This window comes from Pontibacter sp. H249 (assembly GCF_037892465.1).
In the GTDB taxonomy this organism is placed as follows: domain Bacteria; phylum Bacteroidota; class Bacteroidia; order Cytophagales; family Hymenobacteraceae; genus Pontibacter.
This window is the reverse complement of sequence record NZ_JBBKTR010000017.1, coordinates 20,932-33,603: the sequence shown is the minus strand read 5'-3', so window position 1 is coordinate 33,603 and position 12,672 is coordinate 20,932. Positions and strand designations below refer to the sequence as shown.

Sequence of the window (12,672 nt, the reverse complement as noted above, 5' to 3'; positions counted from 1 at the left end):
CCGCATCTTTATAGAAGCGGCCTTTCTTATACTTTGAATCTATTAGTCCTACTTAGCAGCCTTAGCCGTGCTGCCATTCAGACCATACTCTGAGATAAGATAAATCAAAGAGGCCATAGAGGCAGCACCCAACTGCATTTCTCGGCGGTTAACCTGCTCAAATGTGTCGATTTCGGTGTGGTGATAATCGAAGTAACGCTGTGAATCCGGGCGGAAACCGATCAAGGCTACTGTACCCTGCCCTTTAAGCGGGCCGATGTCTGCACCGCCGCCGCCACGGGTTAAGTCGTGCAGGCCGTAAGGTGCCAGCAATGGTTTCCAGGTTAATACTTGCGCATACTGACCGTCGTTGCCATCAATGCCGAAGCCACGTGGTGTAAAGCCACCTGCATCCGACTCAATAGCTGCAATGTGCTTCTCTCCTTTTGCCTTTGCTTCTTCAGCATACTTACGTCCGCCACGCAGGCCATTTTCCTCGTTCATAAACATTACGGCGCGGATCGTACGCTTCGGCTTTATGCCCATATCTTTAAACAAACGCAGCACCTCAATCGATTGCACACAGCCTGTACCGTCGTCGTGCGCACCTTCCCCGATGTCCCACGAATCCAAATGACCGCCTACTAAGATGATCTCGTCAGGTTTCTCTGTTCCTTTTATCTCACCGATCACGTTGTAAGACAAAACATCAGGGCGAGTTTCGCAGGTCATGCGCATGTAAAACTTTAGGTTCGGGTCGTTGGCCAGCAACTTGCTTAATTGCTCTGCTCCTCTTGTGCTGATGGCAGCTGCCGGTATTATCTCAACGCCTTCTTCATAGCGAGTACCTCCTGTATGCGGTACATCCTGTATATCATTCGTCATGGAGCGAACCACAACACCAACTGCGCCAAGTTTTGCTGCTGCTACCGGGCCGCCACCACGCTGATCTACAGCGCCGCCATAGGCTGCTCCAGTTATCACATGGGTATTATCGAAAGGCCGGTTAAAGAACACGATTTTGCCTTTTACTTTCTTCTTGCCCAGTTTCTCCAATTCTTCGAAACTCTTTACTTCTACTACCTCAGCACTCAAGCCATTCTCGCCTGTCCCCACAGAACCACCCAGAGCTAAAATATTTACATCCTGGCTTCCAACCAGTTTAGAATTAATGATACGGCCGATCTCTTTATCGCCACGCACCCAATACGGCACCATCACCTCTTGCAGGTACACACGGTCAAGGCCCATCTTCTCCATTACCTGGCGGCTCCACTCCACAGCGGCAGCTGCCTGCGGAGAGCCACTTAATCGGGCACCGATGTTCTTGGTAAGGTAACGCAGGTTCTCGTAGCTTTCGTAGCTGGTGAGGGCGTTATCGTAAATGCTTTTAATAGTGGTAGAATCCGTTTTATAGTTCTGCTGCGCCATGGCTGGCATGGTTACCAGCGCTGCCGCAGCCACCACTACGTTTCGTAAGGTTTTCTTAGTTAGCATTATCAGGTTTGTGTTTAGCTGTTTAGTTTAGGTGCATCAATATAAGAAAATTTGACTTAGGAAGTAAATCAACTCGTGTTAGAACATCAACCAACCATATATATTAGCAGCAGAAATTAAACGATGGCAACTGCGTGTATGGTTTTATACATATCTTTTTCCTAATATTAAAAGTATAAACTTTAGCTGCATAAAGGAGTTGCGGCAAGTATAAATGACTAAACCTATGAGAACTATTCTTCCTTGGCTTTTAGCAGCCATTTTTCTTTTTCTGGCTGTATACTTTTACTGGCAAAAACAAGAAGCAGAAAGCAGATTGGCCATTGCAGATAACGAAGTAGCCGAAATAGACGACGAACTAGAGCAGGAGCGCGCAGAGGCCGATTCGCTTGAAGACATGATGTTGCCTCCTGATACCATGCAAATGACAGCCCCGCCCAGCGCTGCTTTTGTTGATGAGTTAGGCAGTTTAAGCGAAAGTGATGTGCAGCGCCTGAAACGAAAAGGCCTCCGCAACCCGGAATCTGACCTGATGAACGACCTGAACCGCAAGCAGCGCCAGCTGATACCTGTTGAGGGCACAATGGGTGGTACTATGGCCATACGCGACAGCCGGATTTTAAACGATCGTTATGCCCTGGCTTACTACGAAGACGGCCATAGCGGAGGCTATATGGTGTTAAAGTATGAAGTAAGCAACGGAAATATAACCTGGAAGGTAGTGGATCACTCTAAACTCTAAATTTCCAGCACAAGATTTGATAAGGAGAAGTATAACGTATAAACCACTTAGACCAATGATGCTATTACACGCTATACTTCCTCTATTCTTTTCTTTTATACTTAGGGCCGATACCACGCAGCTAAAGCTGCAGCAGGACATACTTAAAGACGCTACTAAGCTACAACAAAGCAACCGCTACTTCATAAGCGACAATACCACCCAAACAGCATCGCTGCAAAGTATACTTTCGGACCTGCAGTTTTTCGGAATGGTAGCTAACCTGAACCTGGACAATGCGAAGTATAGTCAGCAGCAGTTGGGCAAGCACCAGGTGCACCAATGGCTGTTTGAGGAGGGTGAAATCAGAAGTATAACCCAACTGCAAAGCACTATAGCCCTTGACACTGTAGTAACGCAGCGATACCTTGAAAACCGACCTCCGTCTCAGCACCGCATCACGAATAACTTTGTTTTTAGGGCTTACCAAGTTTCTACAGCTACAGATCCTGCAAAGCTTTATTATTTAACCGAAGAAGAGCAAGGGCTGCTAAGTTATCACCTCGGAGAGAAAAAGGTAGAAATAAGTTATACTTCCGCCAAAAACGGACTAAACCACCTGCTCCCAAAGCATCAGACTGAAGTGGAGGCTATACTTAGGCAAAGTATAAGGTAGCCGTTTGTCCGCAGTAGATACCAAACCACCTCTGCTCCGCTTTGGTTAAGGAGGGGTTAGACCCGGCACCGCTGAAATGGCTTCGATAAAAACAAAAAGGCCGTTCCTTTAACAGAAACGGCCTTTCTTACAATTAGAAACTATACTTTACAATGACGCCAGGCTTTGCTCAATTGCGTTAATCTTAGCTTCAGCATCGGCTTTTTTCTTGCGTTCGTTGGCAATAACAGTTTCTGGTGCTCCGCTTACAAAACGCTCGTTGCTCAGCTTTTTATCTACAGTTGCCAGGAATCCTTTTGTGTACTCCAGCTCCTTCTGCAGGCGCTCACGCTCAGCGGCCACATCAATGTTACCCTCCATCGGAATAAAGAACTCATCACCGGCTGCAATAAAGCTGATGGCACCTTCTATACTTTCCTGTACAAACTGTATCTCGTCCAGGTTTGCCAGCTTAAGCATGATGCCTAAAAACGGCTGGTAATGATCTGTATTCATTACCTTTATGTACAGGTTCAACGACTTGGAGTTAGCTATATTTTTCGAGTTACGGATGTTACGCACAGAGCCTATCACGCTCAGTACGCTCTCCATGGTATCGATGATCTGCTTGTCGAACTTATCACGCTTCGGCCAAGGAGCCACGATCAGGTACTCCTTCTCCTTGCGCTCCTTCAGGTCGTGCCAGATCTCCTCGGTGATGAACGGCATGAATGGATGCAGCACCTTCAAAACCTTCTCTAGGAACTGAACGGTAGTGTCTATCGTCTGCTTATCGATCGGCTGTTGATAAGCTGGCTTGATCATCTCCAGATAGTTAGAGCAGAAGTCGTCCCATACCAGTTTATACACTGTAAGCAGCGCATCCGAAATACGGAACTTCTCGAAGTGATCTTCTATCTGAGCAAAAGCTTCATTAAAGCGAGACTCGAACCATTTCACAGCTGTCTCGTTCGGGAACGGCAGGCTTTCGTCTACTTCCCAACCTTTAATTAACCTAAAGGCATTCCATATCTTATTACTGAAGTTACGGCCCTGCTCCACCAGCTTCTCGTCGAACAGCAAATCGTTACCAGCTGGTGAGCTGAACAGCATACCGGCACGCACACCGTCGGCACCGTATTGCTCGATCAGGTCCAGCGGATCTGGTGAGTTACCCAGCGACTTAGACATTTTACGGCCCTGCGCATCGCGCACGATGCCCGTCAGGTACACGTTCTTGAACGGCATCTCGTTGCGGAACTCGAAACCGGCCATGATCATACGTGCTACCCAGAAGAACAGAATCTCAGGAGCAGTTACCAGGTCGTTGGTTGGGTAATAGTATAAAATATCCTTGTTATCCGGATCTTTGAAGCCATCAAACACAGATATAGGCCACAACCAAGAAGAGAACCAGGTATCCAGCACGTCTTCATCCTGGCGTAGGTCAGACAGCTGCAGGTTCTCGTTTCCACTCTCTTTTCGGGCAAGTACCAGCGCCTCTTCGGCAGTGGCAGCCACTACATAAGACCCGTCCGGCAGGTAATAAGCCGGAATCTGCTGGCCCCACCACAGCTGACGCGAAATACACCAGTCGTGCACGTTCTCCATCCAAGAACGGTACATGTTCTTGAACTTAGGCGGGTGAAGGCGAATCTCGTCGTTCATCACAGACTCCAGCGCAGGTTTCGCCATTTTGTCCATCTTACACCACCATTGCATCGACAAACGTGGCTCTATCACGGCACCTGTACGCTCAGAAGTCTGTAGTACAGAAGCATACTCTTCTATCTTAACAAGCAAACCGGCTTCCTGAAGATCTTTAACAATATTACGGCGTGCCGCAAAACGATCCTGACCTACATACAGCTGCGCCTGCTCGTTCAGGGTGCCGTTGTTGTTCAAAATATCGATGGTAGGCAGCTTGTGCTTCTGGCCCAGTTCGTAGTCATTCAGGTCGTGGGCCGGAGTTACTTTAAGAGCACCCGTACCAAAATCTATACTTACATATTCATCCAGAATAACCGGAATCTCTTTGCCCAATAACGGAATGCGAACAGATTTACCGTGCAGGTGCTTGTAACGCTCATCGTTCGGGTTTACCGCCACAGCCACGTCAGCCATAATGGTTTCAGGGCGTGAGGTAGCTACTGTAATATAAGTTGGCTCAGCTGCACCGTCTGCTGCTACTTCGTAGTTCAGGTGATACATTTTAGCCATGGTTTCCTTCGGAAGCACTTCCTCATCCGACAGAGCTGTTTGCCCCTGTGGGTCCCAGTTTACCATGCGTACGCCGCGGTAGATCTGGCCTTTACGGTACAGGTCTACAAACACCTCAATTACAGCGGCGCTCAGGTCATCTTCCATGGTGAAGCGGGTACGGTCCCAGTCGCAGGAAGCGCCTAGCTTCTTCAGCTGCTCAAGTATAATACCGCCATACTTCTCTTTCCACTCCCAAGCATACTTCAGGAACTCCTCGCGGGTAAGGTCGCTTTTATTGATGCCTTTCTCCTTGAGCATGGCCACTACCTTTGCCTCGGTGGCAATAGAAGCGTGGTCGGTACCAGGCACCCAGCATGCCTCTTTGCCTTGCATACGCGCACGGCGAATAAGTACATCCTGAATCGTATTATTAAGCATGTGGCCCATGTGTAGCACGCCTGTTACGTTTGGCGGCGGAATTACAATGGTGTATGGCTCTTTATTCGGGTTAGGCTCTGAGTGGAAGAAGCCGCGCTGCATCCAGCTATCGTACCACTTCTTCTCTACTTCCTTGGGGTTATATTTCGTTGAAATCGACATCGTATTCTCGTTTTGCTGCTTTTCGCGCTAAAAAGCAAAAATAGGTAATTTAGAGGAATTGTCTGAATCAGGATTTACAGGATTTTGTGGATTAGCGGGATTTATTGTCTTAACAGCAGATTAAGGGGAATTTAATTGATTATTAGGATATCAGATCAGTGTTATCTGGCTAATCCTATCCAACCTTCATTCCCTGCAAATCAAGATTAATTAATACAATCTGCATTAACCTGTGGTTTATATGACCTCCAGTTTATACTTTGTTAGTAACCCTTGTAAACCATACTGCGAAAATCTGGCTCCTTTGATGGTGTTTAGCTCTGGATCAATGTCGAAATTAAAAGCTGTGGAGAGATCAGCAGAGGCAAGTATGGTATTATTGAACACTGCCCGCTCCAGATCTGTGTTATCAAAAACAGCACTGCTTAAGTTAGCAGACGAGAAGTCTACACCTTTCAGAGAAGTATGGATAAACTTTGTTTTGGCCATTTTCTTTTTCTGAAAAGCGGCATAATCTAAAATACAGTGCTCAAAGCCTACAGTGAAAAGTGTATCCTCGCATTCACTGAAATTGATACCGGTAAGCTTGCACTCTTTAAACTGCACATTGTTAAACGTAGCCCTGTTAAGTTTCAGCATGGCCAGGTTACAGCCAATAAAGGTACAGTCGGTAAAGCGGCTCTGGGAAAAATTGCTTTCAGAGAAATCGCAGAGCTTAAAAGTACAGTCTTCAAATTCCCTGTTTTTGCTCTCTTTGTTAGGGTAAACAATTCTCTCAAACGTCTTGCCCTCGTGGTATAGTTCTTTCATAAGCTGGTGCTAATGTATAACCTGCAACAAAAAAACCTGCCTTTGCGAGACAGGTTTTATACTTTGAACTGTTGTAGGCTTAAGCCTCCTGGTGTAACCAAGATTTCTTAGCCAGTAACTCTTCCTCTGTCTCACGGTAGTCTGGGTCGTCTACGCAGCAATCGACAGGGCAAACGGCAGCGCACTGCGGCTCTTCATGAAAGCCCATGCACTCGGTGCACTTATCTGACACGATGTAGTAAAACTCATCTGAAATTGGCGGCTGAGAAGCATCTCCGGGAATTGTCTCACCTCCGTCGATCTCTACCTCTTTCAGAGCTGTACCACCACCCCAGGTCCAATCGGCACCGCCTTCGTAAATAGCAGTGTTTGGGCATTCCGGTTCGCAGGCACCGCAGTTAATACACTCGTCAGTTATCATTATCGCCATAGTCGTATCTCCTGTATATTTTTTATACTTTTGTAATCAGCTTTGTTTAACAAACAAAATTAGGAACAAAAGGTATCCTTATCAAATAATTTTTACGCTATACTAAAGCCATGACTCTAGAAAACCGGATAGAAGCCTTTGTGGAACTAGGCAAGCAACTCCAGAAACTTACCCCTGAAGACCTGCAGGTGTGGGCCCGGATGGCTGCATCGCGCAACACCTGGTTTGATGAGCAGAACGTTACTGCCGCCGTTAAAAGCATTTCTACCCTGCTAAATGAGCAGTACCTTCGTGAATGGCTTTACCCATACCACCTCAAACATGTTACACCTAAAAAAGTTGGCGTAGTGATGGGTGGTAACATCCCGATGATGGGTTTCCCTGATTTTTTGGCGGTCCTACTTAGCGGGCATTACCTGCTGGCAAAGCTAAACCCTTACGATGAAGTACTGATGAAGCGCCTGGCTGATATGCTGATTGCTATTGCCCCTGGCTTTACCAACCAGATTCAGTTTGCAGGTATGCTGAAAGAAGCAGATGCCCTTATCGCCACTGGATCTGATAACTCTATACCTTACCTGCAGCAGTACTTTGCAAAGCGCCCTCACCTCATCCGGAAAGAGAGAAGAAGCGTTGGCATACTAACCGGCCACGAAGAAAAAGATGATCTGAAAGCGCTAGGCAACGATGTGTTGCAGTATTATGGCCTTAGTAGCCGCAATGTATCAAAGGTGTTTGTGCCAAAGGGCTATACTTTTGATAAGTTTTTTGAGGCAAATGCTAACCGCAGTAACATACTGGACCTCCACAAATATCAAAATAACTACGACTACAACAAATCGCTGCTGCTGGTAAACCGTGTACCGCACTTAGACAGTGGCTTTATGCTGGTGCAGGAAAGCGAGAACTTTATCTCTCCTATCTCGGTGCTGTTCTACGAAACCTTTACCTCCCTTGCCGACCTCAGACATAAACTGGCAGCTACAAAAGATAAAACAGAATGTATCGTATCAGCTCATGGCTGGCTGGAGGGCAGCATACCTTTTGGCGAGACGCTTAACCCAATGCCCTGGGATTATGCCGATGGAGTGGATACCATAGCTTTCCTACAAAAAATATAGCTTGGCTGTATTCTTCCAATCCATAGCTTTCGTATGATATAGGTAACTAAAGTGTAGTTTGGTGTTTCACTTTTTAATGCACCGCATATGAAAACTACAGGTAACAGAGCCCCGATGGTGGAAAAAGAGATAATTCCCTTTTTACGGTTTAACCACAATGAGGTGTTGGAGAATATAGAGGCTCAGAAGAAACGTATGTGGGACCTGAACAGAGCTTCTATGTTAGGCAACGCATATCGTGGAAAGGTGGAGATCACATTCAGGACAGCAGAGGGAGAATTAAGGCGCGTTGACACAACTGTCTGGTCTGTTGATGACAAGTACATGACCTTAAAAGCAGGCTGCTTTATTCCCATCTCCTCTATTGTTGAGGTAGAGTTCTATTAAACAGGCTATACTTACCGCTAAAGTATAAAAAATCCCCGCCCTCTTTTCAGCAGCAGCTAAAGAGAAAGCGGGGATTTACTTTTGATAGTTTTCTAGATTCTATCCAGTACTTTCAAAATCAGATCATCTACAACTGCATCTGCGTTAGGGGCAAATTGCTGCGAAATACGGTTAGCTACAATGGCATTAAGCGAAAGCACCTCGTGGCCCAGCAGGCGACCCATGCTGTAATAACCAGCCGTCTCCATTTCGAAATTTGTAAGCCTAAAATCGCAAACCCTGAACTGGTTATAAGTCTGTAGTAAAGCGGGGTTCTTTAAGCCTGCACGCAATACGCGGCCCTGTGGTGCATAAAAGCCCGGACAGGTAAGCGTGTTTCCCGGTATCATATCAAAGGCGATCTTCTGGATCAGCTCCTGAGAGCCATTCACGCAGTATGGCCTGAAACTCAGTCCCAGGTCTTTTTGCAAAGCAGAAGTTATACTTTGTTCGTTCTCGTCCTGCTCCAGCGGGTAAAACTCCATTAGGGAATCAATGCCAACTGCATAATGCGAGGCCAGATGGCTGCCAAGCGGCACGTCTTCCTGTAAGGAGCCGGATGTGCCTACCCGAACGATCTTCAGCTTTATCTTTTCCTCGTTCACCTCTCTGCTCGTGAAGTCAATGTTTACCAGGGCATCCAGCTCATTCATCAAAATGTCGATGTTATCGGTGCCCATGCCGGTAGAGATAACCGTAATGCGTTTGCCTTTGTAATAGCCAGTGTGCGTTACAAACTCACGTTTTGCTATCTGCACCTCCATCTCGTCGAAGTGCCTGCTCACGCGTTCTACCCTATCCGGGTCTCCAACGGTGATAATAGTATCTGAAATGTGCTCTGGCAGCAGGTTCAGGTGGTAAATACTACCATCTTTATTGATAATCAGTTCTGATTCCGGGATTACAGCCATTTATGTTGTTGTGTTGTGATTAGGTAAAATGAAGTTACTCTTTTACTGGCAAAAAGATATAGCCTGGAGCTTATTAGGAGATGACATGCTACATTATCCTGGTTAAGTCTATAAAAACAGAAGAGCGCAGCCGTGTACAGGCCGCGCTCTTCTTGAGCTTTAGAGAATACTTATACGTTTACGTTAGATTTCTTCTTTCGGTTGAAGCCTTTTAACGGATTGTAGCCATTTAGCTCTTTTTGATAGTAACCGGTACCATCGTAAGGGCGTTTCTCAGGGTGCTCTTTGCATTCATCAGAGCATGCGCCGTCCATCTTAACGCCACACTCCTCACAGATAGGCACGTGCAGGTTACATACCGGGTTAGCACAGTTTACCATTCTGTCGGACTTGGTGCTGCACACGTGGCAGGTAGAGACAATAGTTGGGTTAACCTTGTTTACATCTACAGCCACACGGTTATCGAACACATAGCACTTGCCTTCAAAGTCCTCGCCACCGGCCTCCATGCCATACTTGATGATACCGCCGTGCAATTGGTACACGTTTTCAAAACCTTGATCCAGCAAAAAAGCACTTGCCTTCTCGCATTTAATGCCGCCGGTGCAGTAGGTTAATATTTTCTTGTCTTTATACTTTTCCTTCAGTTCATCAACCTTATCCGGAAATTCACGGAAGTTCTCGATATCCAAGGTAACGGCGTTTTTGAAACGCCCTACACTGTGCTCGTAATCTGAGCGAACGTCCAGCACTACAACATCCTCCTTGTCCTTCAGCTCTTTAAACTCCTGAGGTGAAAGGTGCACGCCAGTGCGCAGGTTCGGGTCGATGTGGCGCAGGCCAGAGTGAACGATTTCAGGCTTGTAACGCACGTGCAGCTTTGTGAAAGCATGCGCATCCGAGGGATCAACCTTAAAATCTGTTTTGGCAAAGCGTGGGTCTGCATGCAGGCGTCTCATGTACTCGTTGCAATCCTCTTTCAGACCCGATACGGTACCGTTCAGGCCTTCGTCGGACACAATAATGCGGCCCAGCAGGTTAAGCTCCAGGCAAAGCAGGTGATGCTCGTCGCGGTACGCTTCCGCGTTCTCTATCTGCGCGTAGCAGTAGTAAAGTAGTATGCTGTATGATTTGTTCATAACTGCTTAGTTTCTCGCTAAGTGTTAAAATTGGTTATCGATTGCTTACTGTTTTAATCAGGATTTTAGGATTGGAAATGATAAACAAGATTATTCACTCATCCACTTAATCACTCATTCAAAAATTATACTGTAAAAGTATAAGCGGCTCCTATACTTTTAAATGATTTTTATCAGTTTGGCTAAATAACAGCTCTAGCAAGTATAAAGGTTTACTTTACAGGAGCAGCCGGGTTTCCGAATACAGTTGCTTTGGCTGGCACGTCGGCAATTACTACGGCACCTGCACCTACACGTGCGTTTTTGCCGATTTTAACACCAGATACGATCACGGCACCTGAGCCGATAAAGGCTCCTTCTTCTATCTTAACCTCCGAGTTTACCACAGCACCAGCGCCAATCTGTACAAAGTCAGCCAACTCAGCGTAAGCATCTACTATAGCGTTCGAGTGGATCAGGGTGTAATTACCAATCCTGGCATTGTTATTTACCACAGCACCCGCTGCCACCATGTTGCCATGGCCCAACCAGGCAAACTCCGACACAGAACTAAAACGGTGGATGGCGTTCACCGGCACCACTTTGTATTCGTCCTTCAGCATTTTGATCATACTTTTGCGGGCAGCCGAGTCTTCTGCAGCTACAAATACATCGCACTTCTTACCTATCAGCTTCAGAAACTCGCTATCCTCTGTGCTGCTCATCACCGACACGTTGTTTATTTCCTGCTGCTGCAGGTCTTTACTGTCGTCGAGGAAGCAGTACACTACCACGCTGTTGCTGTTAAAAATATCTAATGCTGCGGTACCCACTTTTTGGGCGCCCAATATGATGACAGGATTTTGCATAGCTCTCTTAAAATAAAATACAAAGGTACGAAGAAGCGCGGGAGTTTAAAAGTATGGCTACAGCCTCAGCTTTGCCAATAGCTTTTGGGCATAGTGGTTCTGCAGCAACAGGAACACCAGGAAAGGTAGAAACACAATGCGGTAGCGACTCAGGGTACCAAAATTAGGTGTTGATAGCCCGATGATCACTCCAAAGCAGACGATTAGAAGTATAAAGCAGACCTGCAGAAGCGTAATTTCCTTTACTCCATATTTTATCAGACTAAGTGCAGCAACTACAGAAAGTATAAGTATGAACAGGTTTTCCAGGCTCATGAGCAAGTATAAAACGTTTACTGATTCCCACAAAAAAGGCTTGTAAACAGCACTATAAAGAGCCTCCGGTGCATTGGAAAGCATACTTGCCACCGTTGGCTCTAGGTTATCGAAAGCAATGTGCGGCCGGGCATGCGTTAATGCCAAGATTCCTTCATAAGTATCCACGAGGTTTTGAAAGAAAAAGCCACTTTCATAGCGCAGCACTAAGTTTAAACCGGCTACAGCCAGTAATCCGAACGCACTTAGGTAAACTAATACTTGTGTACGCTCTTGCATACCTTTACTTACTAATTTGATAACCACATACAACAGCAGCAGCGGCAAAAGTATAAGTGCCTGAAAAAATTTTATCCTGTAAAAAAGATATAGCGTAAACGGCAGCAGCAACCAGTTAACAATACTCAAACGCCTGCCCTCGGCCAACTGCACAGCCATGGCAATTACCCAGCACATGCTCCCGAAAAGCAGCGGATCTTTTAACACACCAGAGCTCCAGAATACCACCGAGGGGAAGTATAAGAAAGATAGTACAGCAGCAGCTTTATACTTTGGGAAGTGGTTTACTAAAGTAGCCACTAACATAGCTCCTCCCCAGAAACTAAATAACGATAAGTATAGCGAGTTAATATAATATTGATTGCCCGTAAGCAGGTTGAGCAGGCTGAGTACTTTAATAAAAAAGAAGGAGTTTGAGAAGTTGGGAAATCTGGAGAATGGCACAGTAGCCCTGAAAGTCTCACTCTCGAACTCATTGAAAAGTATAAGCTTTACGTAACTTCCAACATGCTGCTTTGCATAATCTGAAAGTAAAACAGATGCTTTTTTGAAAGCAAGTGTATCACCCTCCTGATAATAATGGTGGTAGAGCAAGCCTAAAAGTATACCTGCTAATAGTTTAAGGCCCAGCGCCGGCAGCAGGTGTGTTTTTAGAGATTTAAGACTTGATTGACGGTATAGCAGCCAGATCAGCCCACAAAGCAAAAATGCGTTTAGTAAGTATAAAACAAACTCCATA

Annotated in this window: 12 protein-coding genes; 4 read left to right on the top strand and 8 right to left on the bottom strand. The window is 46.1% G+C overall.

Going from position 1 to position 12,672, the window contains the following annotated elements:
- Positions 1–48 precede the first annotated feature (48 nt).
- Entirely contained in the window at positions 49–1,476 is a 1,428-nt protein-coding gene (locus WG943_RS17860; RefSeq protein ID WP_445323648.1) for a M20/M25/M40 family metallo-hydrolase, read from the bottom strand.
- A gap of 226 nt (positions 1,477–1,702) precedes the next feature.
- Here WG943_RS17860 and WG943_RS17855 point away from each other — a divergent pair, with 226 nt between their 5' ends.
- Positions 1,703–2,218: a hypothetical protein gene (locus tag WG943_RS17855; protein WP_340411086.1), complete on the top strand. Its 516-nt coding sequence runs from the start codon at positions 1,703–1,705 to the stop codon at positions 2,216–2,218.
- 55 nt (positions 2,219–2,273) lie between these two features.
- Positions 2,274–2,873, top strand: a complete 600-nt coding sequence (locus WG943_RS17850) for a hypothetical protein (RefSeq protein WP_340411084.1) — start codon at positions 2,274–2,276, stop codon at positions 2,871–2,873.
- A gap of 147 nt (positions 2,874–3,020) precedes the next feature.
- Here the strand turns inward: WG943_RS17850 and WG943_RS17845 are convergent, their stop codons facing one another.
- The 3 genes from WG943_RS17845 to WG943_RS17835 form a co-directional block, all read right to left on the bottom strand.
- On the bottom strand, positions 3,021–5,654 hold the full coding sequence (locus tag WG943_RS17845) for a valine--tRNA ligase (RefSeq protein ID WP_340411082.1): 2,634 nt from the start codon (positions 5,652–5,654) through the stop codon (positions 3,021–3,023).
- A 237-nt stretch (positions 5,655–5,891) separates the two neighbouring features.
- On the bottom strand, positions 5,892–6,464 hold the full coding sequence (locus WG943_RS17840) for a pentapeptide repeat-containing protein (protein ID WP_340411080.1): 573 nt from the start codon (positions 6,462–6,464) through the stop codon (positions 5,892–5,894).
- Positions 6,465–6,543: 79 nt separating this feature from the next.
- A complete protein-coding gene (locus tag WG943_RS17835; RefSeq protein WP_340411078.1) occupies positions 6,544–6,894 on the bottom strand; it encodes a 4Fe-4S dicluster domain-containing protein in 351 nt (116 codons plus the stop codon).
- Positions 6,895–7,004: 110 nt separating this feature from the next.
- Between WG943_RS17835 and WG943_RS17830 the strand changes: the two genes are divergently transcribed.
- Entirely contained in the window at positions 7,005–8,015 is a 1,011-nt protein-coding gene (locus WG943_RS17830; RefSeq protein ID WP_340411076.1) for an acyl-CoA reductase, read from the top strand.
- Positions 8,016–8,102: 87 nt separating this feature from the next.
- Positions 8,103–8,402: a hypothetical protein gene (locus WG943_RS17825; protein WP_340411074.1), complete on the top strand. Its 300-nt coding sequence runs from the start codon at positions 8,103–8,105 to the stop codon at positions 8,400–8,402.
- A gap of 92 nt (positions 8,403–8,494) precedes the next feature.
- Here WG943_RS17825 and WG943_RS17820 read toward each other — a convergent pair whose 3' ends face one another.
- The 4 genes from WG943_RS17820 to WG943_RS17805 form a co-directional block, all read right to left on the bottom strand.
- A complete protein-coding gene (locus WG943_RS17820; protein WP_340411073.1) occupies positions 8,495–9,352 on the bottom strand; it encodes a nucleoside phosphorylase in 858 nt (285 codons plus the stop codon).
- A gap of 170 nt (positions 9,353–9,522) precedes the next feature.
- Positions 9,523–10,491 carry an oxygen-dependent tRNA uridine(34) hydroxylase TrhO gene (gene trhO, locus WG943_RS17815; RefSeq protein WP_340411071.1) on the bottom strand — a complete coding sequence of 323 codons (969 nt, stop codon included), beginning with the start codon at positions 10,489–10,491 and terminating at the stop codon, positions 9,523–9,525.
- A gap of 212 nt (positions 10,492–10,703) precedes the next feature.
- A complete protein-coding gene (locus WG943_RS17810; RefSeq protein WP_340411070.1) occupies positions 10,704–11,339 on the bottom strand; it encodes a NeuD/PglB/VioB family sugar acetyltransferase in 636 nt (211 codons plus the stop codon).
- Positions 11,340–11,396: 57 nt separating this feature from the next.
- Positions 11,397–12,671, bottom strand: coding sequence for a hypothetical protein (locus WG943_RS17805; RefSeq protein ID WP_340411068.1), 1,275 nt, complete (start codon positions 12,669–12,671; stop codon positions 11,397–11,399).
- Position 12,672: the final 1 nt, after the last annotated feature.

Bases quoted from the DNA above. Each gene is read 5' to 3' on its own strand.
- WG943_RS17860 (WP_445323648.1), bottom strand. From the start codon at position 1,476: ATGCTAACTAAGAAAACCTTACGAAACGTAGTGGTGGCTGCGGCAGCG.
- WG943_RS17855 (WP_340411086.1), top strand. From the start codon at position 1,703: ATGAGAACTATTCTTCCTTGGCTTTTAGCAGCCATTTTTCTTTTTCTG.
- WG943_RS17850 (WP_340411084.1), top strand. From the start codon at position 2,274: ATGATGCTATTACACGCTATACTTCCTCTATTCTTTTCTTTTATACTT.
- WG943_RS17845 (WP_340411082.1), bottom strand. From the start codon at position 5,654: ATGTCGATTTCAACGAAATATAACCCCAAGGAAGTAGAGAAGAAGTGG.
- WG943_RS17840 (WP_340411080.1), bottom strand. From the start codon at position 6,464: ATGAAAGAACTATACCACGAGGGCAAGACGTTTGAGAGAATTGTTTAC.
- WG943_RS17835 (WP_340411078.1), bottom strand. From the start codon at position 6,894: ATGGCGATAATGATAACTGACGAGTGTATTAACTGCGGTGCCTGCGAA.
- WG943_RS17830 (WP_340411076.1), top strand. From the start codon at position 7,005: ATGACTCTAGAAAACCGGATAGAAGCCTTTGTGGAACTAGGCAAGCAA.
- WG943_RS17825 (WP_340411074.1), top strand. From the start codon at position 8,103: ATGAAAACTACAGGTAACAGAGCCCCGATGGTGGAAAAAGAGATAATT.
- WG943_RS17820 (WP_340411073.1), bottom strand. From the start codon at position 9,352: ATGGCTGTAATCCCGGAATCAGAACTGATTATCAATAAAGATGGTAGT.
- trhO (WP_340411071.1), bottom strand. From the start codon at position 10,491: ATGAACAAATCATACAGCATACTACTTTACTACTGCTACGCGCAGATA.
- WG943_RS17810 (WP_340411070.1), bottom strand. From the start codon at position 11,339: ATGCAAAATCCTGTCATCATATTGGGCGCCCAAAAAGTGGGTACCGCA.
- WG943_RS17805 (WP_340411068.1), bottom strand. From the start codon at position 12,671: ATGGAGTTTGTTTTATACTTACTAAACGCATTTTTGCTTTGTGGGCTG.